This is a genomic window from Roseicella aerolata (assembly GCF_020523605.1).
Lineage (GTDB): Bacteria > Pseudomonadota > Alphaproteobacteria > Acetobacterales > Acetobacteraceae > Paracraurococcus > Paracraurococcus aerolatus.
On record NZ_JAJAQI010000002.1, the window covers coordinates 179,571 to 198,467 of the forward strand.

Below are 18,897 nucleotides of genomic sequence, written 5' to 3' on the forward strand. Positions count from 1 at the left end.
CTACAGCCCGAGGCGCACTCGGAAGGCATCGTCGCGCATCGAGGCATCCTGCCCGATCAGGTCATCCGCCTCCGCGCCGCAGAGATAGACCAGGCCCTTCACCGCATGCGCGACCGGGGAGAGGTCCCCGCGCGGGATCTGGCTGATGACGTTCATGCCGGAGGCACGGATCTTCACCTGCATCTCGGTGTCGATCGTGCCAGGCGAGAAGCCGAAGGCGCGGATGCCGTTCCCCTGCGTCTCCAGCGCGATCGCGCGGGTGAGCATGGCAAGGCCCGCCTTCCCCGAGCAATAGGCGCTCCAGCCCTCGAGCGGCCGGTAGGCGGCGCCGGAGGAGACATTGACGATGGTCCCGCCGCCCGCCGCGATCATGCCCGGCAGCGCCACGCGCACCGCATTGTAGGGGCCGACCAGGTTGATGGCGATGTTGCGCGCCCAGGCGGCAGGATCGGAATCCGCAATCTCCGCAATCGGTTCGATCACGCCGGCATTGTTCACGAGGATATCCAGGCCGCCGCAGCGTGCCCGTGTCTCGGTGATCAGCGCCTCGGTCGCGGCGAAGTCGGAGACGTCCGCGGCCATGCTGTAGGCCCTGCCGCCGCCCGCCACGATCTCCCTCGCCACCGCGGCCACCGCCTCGCCATCGCGCGCCGCCAGCATCACCGTGACGCCCGCGCCGGCCAGCGCGCGCGCCACGCCCTCGCCCAGGCCACGGCTGGCGCCCGTCACCAGTGCCGCCTTTCCCTTCAGATCCGCCATCCTCGTCTCTCCCCCAGAGCAAACGACGGCTGAGTGGCCCCACTCAGGCGACGCAGCTTGCTCATCCAAAACAAAAGGCTGGACCGTCTGACACGCGTCATCATGCGCGCCGGGCGGTCTATCGCGCCGCCGGGTACCAGGACTCCGGCTCCGGCCGCTGCCAGCCCGGTGCGGAATAGCGCACCTCGATCGTTGTGGTCAGGCTGCCTTCCGTCTCGAAATAGGCGAATTGGCTGCCGAGGTAGTTGCCCTCCATCAGCACCGGCCAGCCGCGCGCAGCGAATTCCGCCTTCACCTGCCCCAGCGTCCGGTCGCCGTAGTCCACCATGACATGGTGGATGCCTTCCCCATGGTCGCGCAGGAACTCCTTGTAGATGGAGGGGCCATCCAGTGGCTGGATCAGCTCCCACATCATCCCCTTCGTCCAGGCGAGCGCCAGCTTCATGCTGTAGGGCGTCCCGACGCCGCGGATCCGCATATCGGTCAGCCTTGGCGGGGCATAGGTGTAGACCCGCCAGGGCCCGACGCCGAGCTTGTGGGTATATTCGGCCAGCGCCCTGTCCAGGTCCCGCACCACGATGCCGACCTGGGTGATGTCCTGCGCCAGCGGCATGCCCTGCATGGCCCCCTCCCCGGATGTCAGGCCATTTCAGGGACGAAGGCGGCACCTGGTCAATCGCCCCTGCCCGGCCGGGCTCCGGGTTTCCGGTGATCTCCCAGTTGCGGGAGCCCGCACGCTGACGTGTCCGCCGGACGGGTCGCGCCCCCCCTGGCCCGGGGCCATCATCCATACTGCCGGGCCCTGCAGCCGGGCCAGTGGACCTCAGCGACAGGTCGTTGCGGGTTTCCCGGTTGTGGGGCAAGCTTCCCAGGCCCGAGAGGGTGTGGGAGGAACGAAGCGGGACCCGTCCTGGCGCCGGGCGCAGGCCGTCGTGCCCCCCCGCTTGCACCACAAGATCCCCGCAATGAGGGAAACGTCCGTTGAAGCCCACCGACATCCGTAACCCGGACTACTTCCACAAGGTGGTCGACTGCCAGTGGGCCTGCCCCGCCCACACCCCGGTCCCCGAATATATCCGGCTGATCGCCGCGGGCCGCTACAGCGACGCCTATATGGTCAACTGGCACTCCAACGTCTTCCCAGGGATCCTCGGCCGCACCTGCGACCGCCCCTGCGAGCCGGCCTGCCGCCGCGGACGCGTGGAGGAGGAACCGGTCGCCATCTGCCGCCTGAAACGCGTCGCCGCCGACAACAAGGCCGATATCCGCGCGCGCCTGACGCCGATTCCCGCCGTGAGGAACGGCAAGCGGATCGCCTGCATCGGCGCCGGCCCCGCCAGCCTGACCGTTGCGCGCGACCTCGCCCCGCTCGGCTACGAGGTCCATGTCTATGACGGGGAGAAGCAGGGCGGCGGCTTCATCCGCAGCCAGATCCCCCGCTTCCGCCTGCCGGCCGAGGTGATTGACGAGGAGGTCGGCTACATCACCGACCGTGGCGGCGTGGTGACGCATTACGGCCAGCGCGTCGAGAGCCTGAAGGCGCTGCTGGCGGAGGGCTATGACGCGGTCTTCGTCGGCTCCGGCGCGCCGCGCGGCCGCGATCTGGACGTGCCCGGCCGGCAGGAGGCCGCGGCCAACATTCATATCGGCATCGACTGGCTCTCCTCCGTCTCCTTCGGCCATATCAAGGAGATCGGGAAGCGCGTCATCGTCCTCGGCGGCGGCAACACGGCGATGGATTGCTGCCGCTCCGCCCGGCGCCTCGGCGGGGAGCAGGTGACGGTCGTCGTCCGCTCGGGCTTCGAGGAGATGAAGGCCTCCCCCTGGGAGAAGGAGGACGCGATGCGCGAGGGCATCCCGATCCTCAACTACCTCGTGCCGAAGCAGGTGCTGCACGAGGGCGGGCGCCTGACCGGCATGGTCTTCGAGAAGGTGCGGGCGGAGTACGACGCCAGGGGCCGCCGCCAGCTCGTCCCCTCCGGCGAGCCGGACGTGACCATCGTGGCCGATGACGTGCTGGTGGCGATCGGCCAGGAGAACGCCTTCCCCTGGATCGAGCGCGATATCGGGCTCGAATTCGACAAATGGGGCCTGCCGAAGCTGGACGAGGTCACGCACCAGTCCACCATCCCGAATGTCTTCTTCGGCGGCGACGCGGCCTTCGGGCCGAAGAACATCATCTGGGCCGTGGCGCATGGCCATGCCGCGGCGATCTCCATCGACCTCTTCTGCCGCGGCGAGGATGTGCGGGACCGTCCCCCTGAGGGCATGCAACTCGTCAGCCAGAAGATGGGCATCCATGAATGGAGCTATGACAACGACGTCTCGCTCGACCTGCGGTACAAGGTGCCGCATGCCGAGGACGAGGTGGCGCTGCGCGACATCACGCTGGAGGTCGAGCTCGGCTACGACCGGGAGCTGGCCTTCAAGGAGGCCCAGCGCTGCCTGAACTGCGACGTGCAGACGGTCTTCGCCAGCAGCCTCTGCATCGAATGCGATGCCTGCGTCGATATCTGCCCGGTGGACTGCATCACCTTCACCGAGAACGGGGAGGAGCAGGAACTGCGCACGCGCCTGAAGGCGCCGGCGCTCAACCTCGAGCAGGCGCTCTATGTCCAGGACGGGCTGAAGACCGGCCGCGTCATGGTCAAGGACGAGGATGTCTGCCTGCATTGCGGCATGTGCGCCGAGCGCTGCCCGACAGGCGCCTGGGACATGCAGAAATTCCTGCTCGAAGCCGCCAAGGCCGCGCGCCCCGTGCCGGCCCTGGCCGCGGAGTGACCGAGATGCCGCGTGACGCCACCAACGACTTCGTCGTCAAATTCGCCAATGTCAACGGCTCGGGCTCGGCCAGCGCCAACCAGCTCTTCGCCAAATCCATCCTGCGGATGGGCATCCCCATCGCCTCGCGCAACATCTTCCCCTCCAACATCCAGGGCCTGCCCACCTGGTTCGAGGTGCGGGTGAGCGGCGAGGGCCATCTGGGCCGGCGCGGTGGCGTGGACCTGATGGTCGCCATGAATCCGCAGACCTGGGACCGCGACATCGCGGAGATCGATCCGGGCGGGTATCTGCTGTACGACAGCACGCGACCCATGCCGGCCTCGCGCTTCCGGGACGACATCCAGGTCATCGGCATCCCGCTGACCCAGATCTGCAACGCCAACTACACCGATGCCCGGCAGCGCCAGCTGCTGAAGAACATCATGTATGTCGGCGCGCTCTCCGCCCTGCTGAACATCGAGCCGGCGGTGATCGAGCAGCTCCTCGCCGAGCAGTACAAGGGCAAGGAGAAGCTGGCCAAGCCGAACCGCGACGCCTTCCATATGGGCCGCGACTGGGCGCTGGAGAACCTGCAATGCCCGCTCGGGCTGCAGCTGCAGCGGGCGGATGCCGTTGGCAACCGGATCTATGTGGAGGGGAATGCCGCCGCCGCGCTCGGTGCCGTCTATGGCGGGGCGACGGTCTGCGCCTGGTATCCCATCACCCCCTCCACCTCGCTGGCCGAGGCCTTCGAGCGCCACTGCAAGCGCCTGCGGACGGAGCCCGAGACGGGCAGGAAGCGCTATGCCATCGTGCAGGCGGAGGACGAGCTTGCCTCGATCGGTGTCGTCATCGGTGCCGCCTGGAACGGGGCGCGGGCCTTCACCGCGACGTCCGGCCCCGGCATCTCGCTGATGCAGGAATTCGTGGGTCTCGCCTATTTTGCCGAGATCCCGGCGGTCATCTTCGATGTCCAGCGCGCCGGGCCCAGCACCGGCATGCCGACCCGCACGCAGCAATCGGACCTGCTCTCGGCCGCCTATGCCAGCCATGGCGACACCAAGCATGTCGTCCTGCTGCCCGAGGATCCGCGGGAGTGCTTCGATTTCGGCGCCGCCTCCTTCGACCTGGCGGACCGGCTGCAGACGCCCGTCTTCGTGCTGCTCGACCTCGATATCGGCATGAATGACTGGCTCTGCGAGCCCTTCGCCTGGGATGACAGCCGCAGGCTCGACCGCGGCAAGGTGATGACGGCCGAGGAGCTGGAGGCCGGCCGCACCTTCGGGCGCTATCTCGACACGGACGGGGACGGCATTCCCTACCGTACCTATCCGGGCACCCACCCTTCCAAGGGCGCCTTCTTCACCCGTGGCACCTCGCGCGACCGCTTCGCCAAATACACCGAGGTGGGCGCGGCCTATGTCGACAACATGCAGCGGCTGCTGAAGAAGTTCGAGACGGCGAAGTCCCTGGTCCCGCACCCGGTGGAGCGCCGCGCCGCCGAGCCGACCCGGACGGGCGTGATCTACTACGGCAGTTCCTCGGCCGCGATGAAGGAGGCGCTCTCGGCGCTGGAGAAGGACGGGATTCATCTCGACGCGCTCCGCATCCGCGCCTTCCCCTTCCATGACGACGTCCTGGACTTCATCGCCCGCCATGACCGGGTCTTCGTGGTGGAGCAGAACCGCGACGCCCAGCTTCGCACCCTGATCATGACGGAGGGGAATGTGGACCCCGCCCGGCTGATCCCCATCCTCCACTATGACGGCACGCCGATCACCGCGCGCTTCATCCGCGCGGCGATCGCGGATCGCGCCTCGGCGATGCAGGTCGTCCCCATCGGAGCCGCCGCGGAATGAGCTTCCTTCCCAAGCCCAAGCTGCACCACCCGAAGCTGCCCACGAACGAGCTCGGCTTCACCCGGCGCGACTACGAGGGGGCGATCAGCACCCTCTGCGCCGGCTGCGGGCACGACTCAATCTCGGCGGCCATCATCCAGGCCTGCTGGGAGCTCTCGATCGAGCCGCACCGGGTCGCCAAGATGTCCGGCATTGGCTGCTCCTCCAAGACGCCGGACTACTTCCTCGGCGCCTCGCACGGCTTCAATTCCGTGCACGGGCGCATGCCGAGCGTGCTGACCGGCGCCAACCTGGCGAACCGCGACCTGATCTATCTCGGCGTCTCGGGCGATGGCGACAGCGCCTCCATCGGCTTCGGCCAGTTCGCGCACAGCATCCGCCGCGCCGTGAACATGACCTATATCGTCGAGAACAACGGCGTATACGGGCTCACCAAGGGCCAGTTCTCCGCCACCTCAGACAAGGGTTCCAAGGCCAAGAAGGGCGCGGTCAACACCGACGAGGCGATCGACCTGGTCGGCATCGCGCTCCAGCTTGGCGCCACCTATGTCGCCCGCAGCTTCTCCGGCGACAAGGCGCAGCTCGTCCCGCTCATCAAGGGGGCGCTGCGGCATCCCGGCCCGGCCTTCATCGACTGCATCAGCCCGTGCGTGGCCTTCAACAATCATGAGGGCTCGACCAAGAGCTACGACTTCGTCCGCGAGCACAACGAGGCGATGAACCAGCTCGACGTCATCCTGGGGCGGGAACCGATCACCACGGATTACGCCCCGGGCGAGGTGCGGGAGGTGACGCAGCATGACGGCAGCATCCTCCGGCTGCGCAAGCTGCATGAGGAGTACGACCCGACCGACCGCGTCGCCGCCATGCACCACCTGCATGAGCGGAAGGCAGCGGGCGAGATCGTGACCGGTCTGCTCTATATCGATCCGGACCCCGAGGACCTGCACTCGAATCTCGGCACGGTCGAACTGCCGCTGAACCGGCTGGACGATGCGGCGCTGGTGCCGGGCGCCGCGGCGCTGGAGAAGATCAACGCCGCGCTGCGGTGAGACGCGTGCGAGGGGGCCCTGCCCCCTCCGCGCTCCGTTTCTCCTCCCCCCCGCCGGGCCTCGCCCTGGACAAGCCGGATGGCGGGGCACAGGCGCCAAGCTGGCCTGACGCCACAGAGAAGCGGCAGCGATGGCGCTGAGGCTTGTTCAACGGGGCATGCGCCCCTTGCCTCGGCCGGCCGCGTTCCCCGGGCCATTGACCCGCCCCGGCCGCCGCGCAAGTTTCCCCACCCCTGCTACCCGGGAGGAGTATCACCATGGCCGAGGCCTTTATCTGCGACGCCGTCCGCACCCCGATCGGCCGCTATGCCGGCGGCCTGGCCCCGGTCCGCGCCGATGACTTGGCGGCGATCCCGCTGCGGGCGTTGAAGGAGCGCAACCCGGGCGTCGACTGGGCGGCGGTGGAGGACGTGATCTTCGGCTGCGCCAACCAGGCCGGCGAGGACAACCGCAACGTCGCCCGCATGGCCCTGCTGCTGGCCGGCCTGCCGGACAGCATCCCCGGCAGCACCGTGAACCGCCTCTGCGGCTCCGGCATGGATGCCGTGGGCATCGCCGCCCGCGCCATCAAGGCCGGCGAGGCCGACCTCATGCTGGCCGGCGGCGTCGAGAGCATGACCCGCGCGCCCTATGTCCAGGGCAAGCAGGCCGAGCCCTTCGGCCGCGCGCCGGAGATCTACGACACCACCATCGGCTGGCGCTTCGTGAACCCGAAGATGAAGGCGCAATACGGCGTCGATTCCATGCCGGAGACGGCCGAGAACGTGGCGCAGGACTTCCAGGTCTCCCGCGCCGACCAGGACGCCTTTGCCTGGCGCTCCCAGCAGCGGGCCGGCAAGGCCATGTCCGGCGGCCGCTTCGCGCAGGAGATCGTCGCGGTGGAGATCCCCCGCCGCAAGGGCGACCCGGTCCGGGTGGAGCAGGACGAGCACCCCCGCCCCGACACGACGCTGGAGGCGCTGGCGAAGCTCCCCACCCCCTTCCGCAAGGAAGGCGGCAGCGTGACGGCCGGCAATGCCAGCGGCGTGAATGACGGCGCCTGCGGCATCATCATCGCCTCCGAGGCGGCGGTGAAGAAATATGGGCTCACGCCGCGCGCCCGCGTCATCGCCGCGGCGACCGCTGGCGTCGCGCCGCGCATCATGGGCTTCGGCCCGGCCCCGGCGACCCGCAAGGTGCTGGAGAAGGCGGGGCTCACCCTCTCCGAGATCGACATCATCGAACTGAACGAGGCCTTCGCCGCCCAGGCGCTGGCGGTGACGCGGGATCTCGGTCTGCCGGATGATGCGGAGCACGTGAACCCCAACGGCGGCGCCATCGCGCTCGGCCATCCGCTCGGCATGTCCGGCGCGCGGCTGGTGCAGACGGCGGTGCAGGAGTTGCAGAACCGCAAGGCGCGCTACGCCCTGACCACCATGTGCATCGGCGTGGGGCAGGGTATCGCGATGGTGGTCGAGCGGGTCTGAGCCCGCCTGGAGGGGGGCCTCAGGCCCCCCCTCCAGACCACCCCGGCCAGGCCAGAACCTGGCCTGGACCGGCGTGAGTCCAGGGAGGAGGGAAGAATGTTCTGCCAACTCGGCGACATCGCCATCCATGCGCAGGTCGAGGGTCCGGCCGATGCGCCGCCGGTGCTGCTGCTGCACTCCCTCGGGACGACGCTGCACATGTGGGACCCGCAGGCGGCGGCACTGGCCCGGCGCCACCGCGTCATCCGCATGGACATGCGCGGCCACGGCCTCACCGAGGCCCCTGAAGGTCCCTACAGCATGGCCATGCTGGCGCAGGACGCGCTGGCGCTGCTGGACGCGCTCGGCATCGAGCGCGCGCATGTCGGCGGCGTCTCCATCGGCGGCCGCATCGCCCTGCAGATGGCGGCCATGGCACCGCAGCGCGTCCTCTCCCTCATGCCCTGCGACACCGCGCTGGAATTCGGCGGTGCCGCCGGCTGGCAGGAACGCATCGACATGGTGACCGCCGGCGGCGTCCGTGCGGTGGCGGACATGACCATGGGCCGCTGGGTGCTCGACCAGTCCCTCGCCTCCTCCAAGGGGCTGCGGCGCATGCTGGTGGGCACCGATCCACAGGGATGGCTCGGCTGTGCCATGGCGCTCCGGGACTGCACGGCGGCCGATATCCTCGGGAAGATCGCCTGCCCCACCACCGTGGTGGTCGGGGACCGCGACCCCTCGACGCCGCCCAGCGCCGCGCAGGCAATCCAGGCAGCGATCCCCGGCAGCACCCTGGTGACGATTAGGGACGCCGCGCACATCCCGAATCTCGAGCAGGAGCACGCCATGACTCGCGCCATCCTGCAGCACATGGAAGCCGTCACCGCCCTGCCAGCCACGGCGGCGGAGGCCGGCCTGGTCATGCGCAGGCGCGTGCTGGGGGAGGCGCATGTCGCGCGCTCCGAAGCCGCGCTGACGCCGCTGGATGCGCCCTTCCGCGACTTCATCCTGGAAGGCGTCTGGGGCCGCGTCTGGACCCGCCCGGGCCTCTCGGTGCGCGACCGCAGCCTGCTCTGCCTCGGCATCCTCTCCGCCCTGCACCACCATGACGAGTTCCGCCTGCATGTGCGGGCCACGAGGAACACCGGCGTGACGCCGGAGGAGATCGCGGAGGTGCTGCTGCAGGTCGCCGCCTATGCCGGCGTGCCGAGCGCCAACACCGCCCTCCGCATCGCCAAGGAAACGCTGAACGAGATGGAAGGCTGACCGCGACATGCCCGTGAACCCGGCCGACAGCCCCGTCCTCGGCGCACTCTACGGCACGGATGCCATGCGTGCGGCGATGGGGGAGCGCGCCTTCCTCGCCCGCATGCTGGAGGTGGAGGCGGCCCTCGCCCGCGCCCAGGCGCGGCTCGGCATCGTGCCGGAGGCGGCGGCCAGGGCCATCACCGCCGCCGCCGATGTGGACCGGCTGGACCTGCCGGCGCTGGCGGCGGCCACGCGCAACACCGGCTACCCCGTGGTCGGGCTGGTGAAGCAGCTCTCGGCCCTGGCGGGACCGGAGGCCGGACGCTGGACGCATTGGGGCGCCACCACCCAGGACATCATGGACACGGCCGTGGTGCTGCAGGTGCGGGAGGGCCTGGCGCTGATCGGGGCGGAGCTGGAAGCGGTGATCGGCGGCCTCGCCCGCATGGCCCGCACGCACCGCTCCACCGTCATGGCGGGGCGCACCCATCTGCAGCACGCCCTGCCCGTGACCTTCGGCTACAAGGCGGCCGTCTGGCTCTCGCCCCTCATCACCATGCGGGAGCGCCTGACGCAGTTGCGCCCGCGCGTCGAGAAGCTGCAATTCGGCGGCGCCGCCGGCACCCTCGCCTCGCTCGGCGACCAGGGGCTCGCGGTGCAGGCGGGGCTGGCGCAGGAACTCGGCCTCGCCCAGCCCGACATCCCCTGGCATGTCGCGCGGGACGGTCTGGCGGAGGCGGTATCCTTTCTCGGCCTCCTCTGCGGGTCGCTCTCGAAGATCGCCACCGACGTGATCCTGCTGATGCAGACCGAGGTGGCGGAGGTGGCGGAGCCACACCAGGAGGGGCGCGGCGGCTCCTCCACCATGCCGCAGAAGCGCAACCCGATCTCCTGCGAGTACATCATCGCCCAGAGCCGCGGCGTGCATGCGCTGGTGCCGCAGATGCTGGCCGCCATGGCGCAGGACCAGGAGCGCGGGACAGGGCCCTGGCAGGCGGAGCCGCTGGCTGTGGGCCAGGCCTTCCTGCTGGCGCATGGCGCCCTCGCCTGCGCCCGGGTCCTGGCCGAGGGGCTCACGGTCGATCCGGCCCGGATGCGCCGCAACCTGGAGAGCACCGGCGGGCTGATCGTGGCGGAGGCGGTGATGATGGGGCTCGCCCCTGCCATCGGCCGGGGCGAGGCGCATCACGTCGTCCACCATGCCTGCGACGTCGCCCTGGCGGAAGGCGTGCCGCTGGCCGAGGCCCTGCTGCGCGACCCGCAGGTGGCCGGGAAGCTGCCGCGGGCGGAGATCGAAAGGCTGACCGACCCGGCCGGCTATCTCGGCGCCGCGGCGGCCTTCGTGGACCGGGTCCTAGCGCGGGTCTGATCGCCGACGCACCGGGATGCAACCGCTTGTCGCCGGGAGAGGGGGCAATCGCGTGCCAGCGATTCTGCTGCCGGGGTTCGTTCGTCGGGCAGGTCACGCCTCTTCCGGGCCTCTTTCGGTCCTCGCGCCTGCGGCAAATCCCGCGCCCTTCCCTCCTCCCTGGTGCTAGATCAGCATGCCTTACTGACCTACCCAGCCCGGAAGGACCCGCGATGAGGGAAGTGCATGTCGTCCGCCACCCGCTGGTGCAGCACAAGCTGACGCTCATGCGGCAGGTGGAACGCTCGACCCAGGGTTTCCGCCGCCTGCTGAACGAGATCGGCATGCTGCTGGCCTATGAGGTCACGCGCGACCTGCCGCTCGAAAATGTGGAGATCGAGACGCCGCTCACGCCCATGAAGTCGCCGCTGCTGGCGGGCAAGAAGCTGGTCTTCGCGCCCATCCTGCGCGCCGGCATGGGCTTCGTGGACGGCATGCTGGACCTCGTTCCCTCCGCCCGTGTCGCGCATATCGGCCTCTACCGCGATCCGAAGACGCTGCAGGCGGTGGAGTACTACTTCAAGGCCCCGCCGGATGTGGCGGAGCGGCTGGTGATCGTGCTCGATCCCATGCTTGCCACCGCCAACAGCGCGGTCGCGGCGATCGACCGGCTGAAGGAGCGTGGCTGCCACGACCTGCGCCTGGTCTGCCTGCTGGCGGCGCCGGAGGGGATCGAGCGTTTCCATGGCGCGCATCCCGAGGTGCCGATCTGGACGGCGGCGATCGACAGCCATCTGAACGAGCATGGCTACATCGTGCCGGGCCTTGGCGATGCCGGCGACAGGATGTTCGGAACGCGGTGACGGCGGTGCGGCAGGAGGCCCAACCCCGGCCGCCGGAAAACGCGCACCGGCCACTGCGGTAGGTCACGGCGTGCCGCCGCAGCGCCTGGCCGGAACCATCGCCTCCCGGCTGGCCTGCGCCATCGGTTGGGAACAGCCCCGCTACCCGCCTTGCCCCGTCACGGCAGGCACGGGCGCGGTCCCGCGCCGCAGGGCGCAGACCGCAACGGGCCGGCTGCCATCCGTTGACGATTACCGGCCGCCGCCGCAGGCTCCGGCCCGCAAGCAAGCCGGCCGCGCTGCCGGCCGCGAGGAGGAGACCCATGGCCTATACCCAGATTGCCGTGGAGCGGCGCGGCGCCGTCGCCTGGCTGTTCCACGACCGCCCCGAGATGCGCAATGCCGAGAGCAGCGTGCTGCTCGATGAGCTCGACCAGGCGCTGCGCGAGGCGAGCGGGGATGACGCGGTCCGCGTCATCGTCATCGCCGGCAAGGGCGAGCATTTCTCCGCCGGCCATGACCTGAAGGAGGGCCAGGAGAAGCGCCAGGGCTTCTCGGTGGAGCAGCGCTGGGCCTATGAGGAGAAGCGCTACCTCGAATACTCCTTGCGGATCTGGGACTGCCCGAAGCCGACCATCGCCGCCGTGCAGGGCGCCTGCATCGCGGGCGGCTTCATGGTGGCGAACATGTGCGACATGATCGTCGCCTCCGAGGACGCCTTCTTCGCCGATCCGGTCTGCAAGACCCTGGCCGCCTCGGCGGTCGAGGTGCTGATGCATCCCTATGTCATGGGCCTGCGCGCCGCGAAGGAGTTCCTCTTCACCGGCCGCCGCATGGGTGCCGCCGAGGCGCATCGCGTGGGCATGGTGAACCGCGTGGTGCCCCGGGCGGAGCTGGAGGCGGCAACCCAGGCCCTGGCCGAGGACATCGCCTCGGCGCCGCCCTTTGCCATCAAGCTGACCAAGCGCTCCCTGAACCGCGCTGCCGACATGCAGGGCTTCCGGGACGCAATCAACGCGCATTTCGACACGCACCAGCTGGCGCATGTGACAGAGGAGTTCCGCCGCACGCGGGAAGCCGGGCTGGCCGCTGCCATCGCGCGCGGGAAGGCGCAGACCGCGGCGTGACGCGAAGGGGGGCGCCTGCCGCGCCCCCCGATGCGGTCAGGTCTTCCGCACGCCCCAGAAGACCGGGAAGCCGCGCGAGACGCCGGTGACATTGGTGCGGTAGGCCGTCGGCTGGATGTACTGGCCGAGCGGGATGCTGGGCAGGACCTGCATGGCCTGCACCTGCAGGTCGCGGCAGATCGCCTGCTGCGCCTTCAGGTCCGGCGCGTCGAACCAGGCATTGCGCAGGTCCTCCAGCCTCTGGTCGACGCACCAGCCGGGCCAGGAGGACGGGTCATTGCCGTTGCCGCGCATCGCGAAGTGGTTGGACGGGTCGATGTGGTCCACGCCCTCCCAGCCGGTATTGAAGCAGGACCAGCCGCCCTGCTCGAGCGGGCCGCGGTTGCTGCGCCGCTGCAGCATGGTGCCCCAGTCGGTGGCGACGTAGTCGACATTGATGCCGATCTTCGCCATGGCATCCGCCGCGATCTCGCCGATCGCCTTGAACTGCGGATAGTCCGTGGCGACCAGCATCGCGACCTTCTGGCCGCCATAGCCGGCCTGCGCCAGCAGGCGCCTGCCCCTGGCGTAGTCGCGCGGCCCCTTCAACGGCTCGAGCCCCGCCTCGCTCGCCAGCGGCGTGTTCGGGCAGAAGACGCCATGGGGCACGTGGTACATGGCGGCGTCGTCGCCGACGATCGCCTGCATGAAGTCGGTCTGGCTGAAGGCGTAGAGCAGCGCCTGCCGGGCCTCCGGCTTGTCGAAGGGCGCCTGCAGGTGGTTCAGGCGCATCATGTTGACGTTGCCGGACGGGTTGATCACCTCGATCTTCACGCGGCGGTCGCGCTTCAGCAGCGGCAGCAGGTCATGGGTCGGGTTCTCCCACCAGTCCTGCTCGCCCTGCTGCAAGGCGGCAACCTTGGTGGCAGCATCCGGAATTGTGGTCCACTCGACACGGTCGAAATGCACGACCTTGGGGCCGGCGAGCCAATCCGTGGTGCCGCTGCCGCGCGGGACGTATTTGTCGAACCTGACATAGACATTGCGCGAACCCGGCACCCGTTCCTGCGCCAGGAAGCGGAAGGGACCGCTGCCGATGATCTCGGGGACCATCCTGAACGGATCGGTATTCGCCAGCCGCTCCGGCATCATCGCCGGCATGGGTGAGCCGACCTTGCCCAGCGCATCCGGCAGAAGCGGGAAGGGCCGCTTCAGCCGGAAGACGATGCGGCGGTCATCCGGCGCCGAGAGTTCCTCGGTCGCCGCCATCAGTGCGCCGCCCAGCGCATCGCGCTTCGACCAGCGGCGGATGGAGGCGACGCAGTCGCGCGCCGTCACCCGCTCCCCATCATGCCAGAACAGCCCTTCGCGCAGGGTCAAGGTCCAGAGCCTGCCGTCATTCCCGACCACATGGCCTTCGACCATCTGCGGCGTGGCGCGGTAATGGCTGTCCATGCCGTAGAGCGTGTCGAAGACCATCTGGCCGTGCCCGCGCGTGACATAGGCGAGCGAGCCATGCGGGTCCGTGACGGAGAGATCGATCTGCGGGATGAAGCGCATCAGCCTGGCGCCCTGGGCGAGGGCGAGGCCGGGAGCAGCGAGGCTGCCCGCGGCGGCCGCAAGGAAGTCGCGGCGCTTCACGGGGTGCTGTCCTGGTGGGGTGCGGTCACGGCATTCTCCTGACGGGAAGCGGACCGGCGATTTCCTCGTTCGGGCAGGCTAGCAGGGGTAGTTGCAGCGCGCCAATGGGGTTGGCTGCCCGGGACGCACCTGTCCGGACCACGCCGCCGGACGGCGGAACCGAGGCGAACCGCCCCGTCCGGCAGGGAGCGCGCGCCGAACAGCCCGGGCCCTGCCCATCGGCGCGAAGGTTTCGCCATGCAGGGGTCCGGGGCCGGTTCGGCCCCGGCGATGGGGGACCAAGGGGGGGGGCAGTGCCCCCCCTCGCTTCATGCGGCCTTCGGCAGGTCCGCCGGCACCGACCGGATCAGGTGGTCGAAGGCCGAGAGCGCCGCCTTGGCGCCCTCGCCCATGGCGATGATGATCTGCTTGTAGGGCACGGTGGTCGCGTCGCCCGCGGCGAAGACGCCCGGCAGGCTGGTGCGGCCGGCCGCGTCCACCTCGATCTCGCCGCGCGGGCTGAGCGCGACCGTGCCCTTCAGCCACTCCGTGTTCGGCACCAGGCCGATCTGCACGAAGATGCCCTCCAGGTCGATCCGGTGCGCCTCGCCCGTCACGCGGTTCTTGTAGGAGAGGCCGGTGACCTTGCTGCCGTCGCCATGCACCTCGGTGCTCTGGGCCGAGACCAGGATGGTGACGTTCGGCAGGGAGCGGAGCTTCGCCTGCAGCACCGCATCGGCGCGCAGCTTGCCGTCGAACTCCACCAGCGTGACATGCGCCACGATGCCGGCCAGGTCGATCGCCGCCTCGACGCCGGAGTTGCCGCCGCCGATCACCGCCACGCGCTTGCCCTTGAAGAGCGGCCCGTCGCAATGCGGGCAATAGGCGACGCCCTTGTTGCGGTACTCGGCCTCGCCCGGCACGCCCATCTGCCGCCAGCGGGCGCCGGTCGAGAGGATGACCGTCCTCGCCGACAGCGTCGCGCCGCTCGCCAGTTCCACCCGCGTGAAGCCATCCGTCCCGGGGATGAGCTTCGTCGCGGTCTGCAGGTTCATGATCTCGACGTCATAGTCCTTGACGTGCTGCTCCAGCGCCGCGGCCATCTTTGGCCCCTCGGTATGGGGGACGGAGATGAAATTCTCGATCGCCATGGTGTCCAGCACCTGGCCACCGAAGCGCTCCGCCGCGATGCCGGTGCGGATGCCCTTGCGCGCGGCATAGACCGCGGCCGCGGCGCCAGCCGGGCCGCCGCCCACCACCAACACGTCGAAGGGCGCGGCGTTCTTCAGCTTCTCGGCAGCGCGGGCCTCGGCGCCGGTGTCGATCTTCGCCAGGATCTGCTCGAGGCTCATCCGCCCCTGGGCGAAGGGCTGGCCGTTCAGGTAGACGCTGGGCACCGCCATGACCTGGCGCGCCTCGACCTCGGCCTGGAACAGCGCGCCGTCGATCGCGACATGCCGGATGCGCGGGTTCAGCGCCGCCATCAGGTTCAGCGCCTGCACCACATCCGGGCAGTTCTGGCAGGAGAGGGAGAAATAGGTCTCGAAGAGGAACTCGCCCTCGAGCGCCTTGATCTGCGCGATCGTCTCGGCGCTCTCCTTCGGCGGGTGGCCGCCCACCTGCAGCAGGGCCAGGATCAGCGAGTTGAACTCATGCCCCATCGGCAGGCCGGCGAAGCGGAGGCCGATCTCCGTGCCGACGCGGTTGATGGCGAAGGAGGGCTTCCGCGCATCGTCGTCGCGGCGGACATAGGTGATGTTGTCCGAGAGGGAGGCGATGTCCTGAAGCAGCGCCAGCAGCTCCTGCGACTTCGCACCGTCATCGAGGCTGGCGACCAGTTCGATCGGCTGCGTGATGCGGGCGAAATAGCCCTGCAACTGCGTCTTCAGGTTGGCGTCCAGCATGGCGATGGCTCTCAGCTGCGTCTTGGGAGTGCGGCCGGCCGGGCCCGGCCTGTGGCCGGGCCCGGGGCCTGTCATGGACGGCGGGGTCGCCTGATCCTCAGATCTTGCCGATCAGGTCCAGCGAGGGGGCCAGGGTCTTCTCGCCCTCCTGCCACTTGGCCGGGCAGACCTCGCCCGGATGGGCATGGACGTACTGGGCGGCCTTGATCTTGCGGAGCAGCTCATTGGCGTCGCGGCCGATGCCGCCAGCGGTGATCTCGACCACCTGGATCCTGCCATTCGGGTCGATCACGAAGGTGCCGCGGTCGGCGAGGCCGGCCTCCTCGATCAGCACGCCGAAGTTGCGGCTGATCACATGGGTCGGGTCGCCGATCATGGTGTACTCGATCTTAGCGATCGCCGGGCTGGTGTCGTGCCAGGCCTTGTGGGCGAAGTGGGTGTCGGTGGAGACGCTGTAGATTTCCACGCCGAGCTGCTGGAAGGTGCCGTAGTTGTTCTGCAGGTCCTCCAGCTCCGTCGGGCAGACAAAGGTGAAGTCGGCGGGGTAGAAGAAGACGACGGACCACTTGCCGCGGAAGTCGGCCTCGGTCACCTTGATGAACTTGCGGTTCTTGTAGGCGGTCGCCTTGAAGGGCAGCACTTCGGTGTTGATGAGGGACATGTCGGTCTCCGCTGGTTGGACCCCGCCGGGGTCCGTGGCGGGACCGGACGTAGCGAGAATAAGTGAGCGGGAGAAACGCAAAATTTCGATCTGATCAATCGTAAAATTCGATTAATCTAGGACCATGAAGGTCCTGCCCACCCTGCGCCAGCTCCGCTACCTCGTGGCCGTCGTCGAGCGCTGCCATTTCGGCCAGGCGGCCGAGGCCTGCCTCGTCAGCCAGTCCACCCTCAGCGCCGGCATCCAGGAACTGGAGGAACTGCTGGGCGCGCCGCTGCTCGAACGGACGAAGCGCAGCGTGGTCCCGACGCCGCTCGGGCGGGAGATCGCGGCGCGGGCCAAGGCCCTGCTGACCGGGGCGGAGGAACTGGTGGATGCCGCCCAGGCGGCGAAGGAGCCGATGGCCGGCCCCTTGCACCTCGGTGTCATCCCGACCGTCGGGCCCTTCCTGGTGCCGCGCGCCATGCCGGCGCTGCGGGCAGCCTTCCCGGCGCTGAAGCTCTACCTGCGGGAGGACCAGACGGTCCGGCTGCTGGCGCAGCTGAATGCCGGGGAGCTGGATACCGTGGTGCTGGCCCTGCCCTTCCCCACGGAGGATGTCGAGACGCTGGAGATCGCGCGGGACCGTTTCTGGGTGGTCTGCCCGCCCGGCCATCGGCTCTGCTCGGCACAGGCCGCCAGCGCCGCGGATATGGCGCCCGAGGATCTGCTGCTGCTGGAGGACGGGCATTGCCTGCGCGACCATGCGCTTGCCGCCTGCGCGCTGGAGGGCGGGCGGCGCAGCGCCGCCTTCCAGGGCACCAGCCTGCACACCCTGGTGCAGATGGTGGCGAACGGCCTGGGCGTGACCCTGCTGCCGGAGATGGCGCTGGAAGCGGGGATCCTGCGCGGGCTGGAGGTCTCGGCCCTGCCGCTGTCCGGCGAGGCGCCCTGGCGCCGCATCGGCCTCGCCTGGCGGCGCAGTTCCGGCCGCAAGGAGACCTTCCGGCGCCTGGCCGCGGCGTTGCAGGCGGAGATGGAGCCGCGGCCGCCCCCTGGCTGACCGGATGGCCCACGCGCCTGGCAGGCATCGCTTTCATGGGCCGGTGCTTTCGCAGCCGGCTTGGCCCTTCCTGCGACTGGCATCGCGCGCAGGTCGGCGCCATGCGCCGATGCCGTGGCGGCGCCGGGCCGGATGTCATGGGGGCCGGTGCGAGGTCCCATCAGGATTGCAGCCCGCCCTGGCCCGGCGCCCGAATCGGCCTGCCCTGGATGCGGCGGCCCGATGAGCCGGGGCATCCTCCACCCGGGAGGCCCACTGCCGGCCGGATACGCAGGAAGGGGCCACGGCAGCCCGCATCGGTCGGCCAGCCCGGCCCGGCTGTGCTCCCGGCGCCACGCCACCGTGGCGGATGCATGGCCGATGCATCGCGCGGGTGTTTCCAGGCGGGCCGGTCGGGGAGTAGGGAGAGCGCCATGATTCCCGCCCCCAGACGCCGGAGTGCCGCCGCGTGATCACGCTCACCCATGGCATGGTCCTCGCCGCCGGCCTCGGCCTGCGGATGCGGCCGCTGACCGAGACCACCGCCAAGCCGCTGCTGCACCTGGATGGCCGCAGCCTGCTGGACCATGCGCTGGACCGCTTGGCCGCGGCCGGCATCGGGCAGGCGGTGGTGAATGCGCATTGGCATGCCGACCAGGTGGCGGCGGCGGTGGCCGGCCGCACCAGGCCGCGCGTCACCCTGCAACGGGAAGAGGTGCTGCTGGAAACCGGCGGCGGCGTGGCCAGGGCCCTGCCGCTGCTGGGCGAGGGGCCCTTCGCCGTGGTGAATGGCGATGCCATGTGGCTGGACGGGCCGCGCCAGGCCCTGGCCCGCCTGGCCGCCGCCTTCGACCCGGAGCAGATGGACGGGCTGCTGCTGGTGGTCCGCAGCGCCCAGGTCGAGGGCGATATCGGCCGCGGCGACTTCCTGCTCGACCCGCTCGGGCGGGTCCGGCGGCCGAAGGAGCGGGAGATGGCCCCCTATGTCTTCGCCGGGGTGCAGATCCTCTCTCCCGCCCTGGTGCGCGATGTTCCGGACGGGCCTTTCAGTCTCAACATCCTCTATGATCGGGCCATCGAATCGGGGCGGCTCTACGCGCTGGTGCATGACGGGGTCTGGTTCCATCTCTCGACGCCGGCCGATCTGGAACGGGCCGAGGCCGCGATGCGGGCGGGCCTGGTCCGCGCGCTGTTCTGAGACAAGGCACGTCATCGCCCTGCGTCCCGTCGCATCCCCATCCGTCATGGTCGGCCCCCGGTCCGCCT

General features: G+C 69.7%; 15 protein-coding genes. 10 read left to right on the forward strand and 5 right to left on the reverse strand.

What is annotated here, in order from left to right; genetic code table 11:
- Complete coding sequence (locus LHA35_RS02145; RefSeq protein WP_226603879.1) at positions 1-759, reverse strand: SDR family NAD(P)-dependent oxidoreductase; 759 nt, start codon at positions 757-759, stop codon at positions 1-3.
- 118 nt (positions 760-877) lie between these two features.
- Positions 878-1,381 carry a VOC family protein gene (locus LHA35_RS02150; protein ID WP_226603882.1) on the reverse strand — a complete coding sequence of 168 codons (504 nt, stop codon included), beginning with the start codon at positions 1,379-1,381 and terminating at the stop codon, positions 878-880.
- A 359-nt stretch (positions 1,382-1,740) separates the two neighbouring features.
- On the opposite strand from LHA35_RS02150, the gene LHA35_RS02155 reads away from it, so the two are divergent.
- From LHA35_RS02155 to LHA35_RS02190, 8 genes are all read left to right on the forward strand, one after another.
- Positions 1,741-3,540: an FAD-dependent oxidoreductase gene (locus tag LHA35_RS02155; RefSeq protein ID WP_226603885.1), complete on the forward strand. Its 1,800-nt coding sequence runs from the start codon at positions 1,741-1,743 to the stop codon at positions 3,538-3,540.
- A gap of 5 nt (positions 3,541-3,545) precedes the next feature.
- A complete protein-coding gene (locus LHA35_RS02160) occupies positions 3,546-5,381 on the forward strand; it encodes a 2-oxoacid:acceptor oxidoreductase subunit alpha (RefSeq protein WP_226603887.1) in 1,836 nt (611 codons plus the stop codon).
- Positions 5,378-6,433, forward strand: coding sequence for a 2-oxoacid:ferredoxin oxidoreductase subunit beta (locus LHA35_RS02165; protein ID WP_226603888.1), 1,056 nt, complete (start codon positions 5,378-5,380; stop codon positions 6,431-6,433). The genes LHA35_RS02160 and LHA35_RS02165 overlap by 4 nt, the downstream gene beginning before the upstream one ends.
- A gap of 257 nt (positions 6,434-6,690) precedes the next feature.
- Positions 6,691-7,899 carry a 3-oxoadipyl-CoA thiolase gene (gene pcaF, locus LHA35_RS02170; protein WP_226603890.1) on the forward strand — a complete coding sequence of 403 codons (1,209 nt, stop codon included), beginning with the start codon at positions 6,691-6,693 and terminating at the stop codon, positions 7,897-7,899.
- Between the two features lie 96 nt (positions 7,900-7,995).
- Positions 7,996-9,147: a bifunctional 3-oxoadipate enol-lactonase/4-carboxymuconolactone decarboxylase PcaDC gene (gene pcaDC / locus LHA35_RS02175; protein ID WP_226603891.1), complete on the forward strand. Its 1,152-nt coding sequence runs from the start codon at positions 7,996-7,998 to the stop codon at positions 9,145-9,147.
- Positions 9,148-9,154: 7 nt separating this feature from the next.
- Positions 9,155-10,498: a 3-carboxy-cis,cis-muconate cycloisomerase gene (pcaB, locus tag LHA35_RS02180; RefSeq protein ID WP_226603893.1), complete on the forward strand. Its 1,344-nt coding sequence runs from the start codon at positions 9,155-9,157 to the stop codon at positions 10,496-10,498.
- A gap of 212 nt (positions 10,499-10,710) precedes the next feature.
- Positions 10,711-11,340: a uracil phosphoribosyltransferase gene (gene upp / locus LHA35_RS02185; RefSeq protein WP_226603895.1), complete on the forward strand. Its 630-nt coding sequence runs from the start codon at positions 10,711-10,713 to the stop codon at positions 11,338-11,340.
- A 302-nt stretch (positions 11,341-11,642) separates the two neighbouring features.
- Positions 11,643-12,446 (forward strand): enoyl-CoA hydratase, encoded by an 804-nt coding sequence (locus LHA35_RS02190; protein ID WP_226603898.1) that lies wholly within the window; start codon positions 11,643-11,645, stop codon positions 12,444-12,446.
- A 36-nt stretch (positions 12,447-12,482) separates the two neighbouring features.
- Here LHA35_RS02190 and LHA35_RS02195 read toward each other — a convergent pair whose 3' ends face one another.
- From LHA35_RS02195 to ahpC, 3 genes are all read right to left on the reverse strand, one after another.
- Entirely contained in the window at positions 12,483-14,066 is a 1,584-nt protein-coding gene (locus LHA35_RS02195) for an ABC transporter substrate-binding protein (RefSeq protein ID WP_226603901.1), read from the reverse strand.
- 308 nt (positions 14,067-14,374) lie between these two features.
- Positions 14,375-15,949: an alkyl hydroperoxide reductase subunit F gene (gene ahpF, locus LHA35_RS02200; RefSeq protein ID WP_226603904.1), complete on the reverse strand. Its 1,575-nt coding sequence runs from the start codon at positions 15,947-15,949 to the stop codon at positions 14,375-14,377.
- Between the two features lie 97 nt (positions 15,950-16,046).
- Entirely contained in the window at positions 16,047-16,610 is a 564-nt protein-coding gene (gene ahpC / locus LHA35_RS02205) for an alkyl hydroperoxide reductase subunit C (protein WP_226603906.1), read from the reverse strand.
- Positions 16,611-16,734: 124 nt separating this feature from the next.
- Here ahpC and LHA35_RS02210 point away from each other — a divergent pair, with 124 nt between their 5' ends.
- Both LHA35_RS02210 and LHA35_RS02215 read left to right on the forward strand, forming a co-directional pair.
- On the forward strand, positions 16,735-17,652 hold the full coding sequence (locus LHA35_RS02210; RefSeq protein WP_226603909.1) for a hydrogen peroxide-inducible genes activator: 918 nt from the start codon (positions 16,735-16,737) through the stop codon (positions 17,650-17,652).
- Positions 17,653-18,100: 448 nt separating this feature from the next.
- Positions 18,101-18,829, forward strand: a complete 729-nt coding sequence (locus tag LHA35_RS02215) for a nucleotidyltransferase family protein (protein WP_226603912.1) — start codon at positions 18,101-18,103, stop codon at positions 18,827-18,829.
- Positions 18,830-18,897 lie beyond the last annotated feature (68 nt).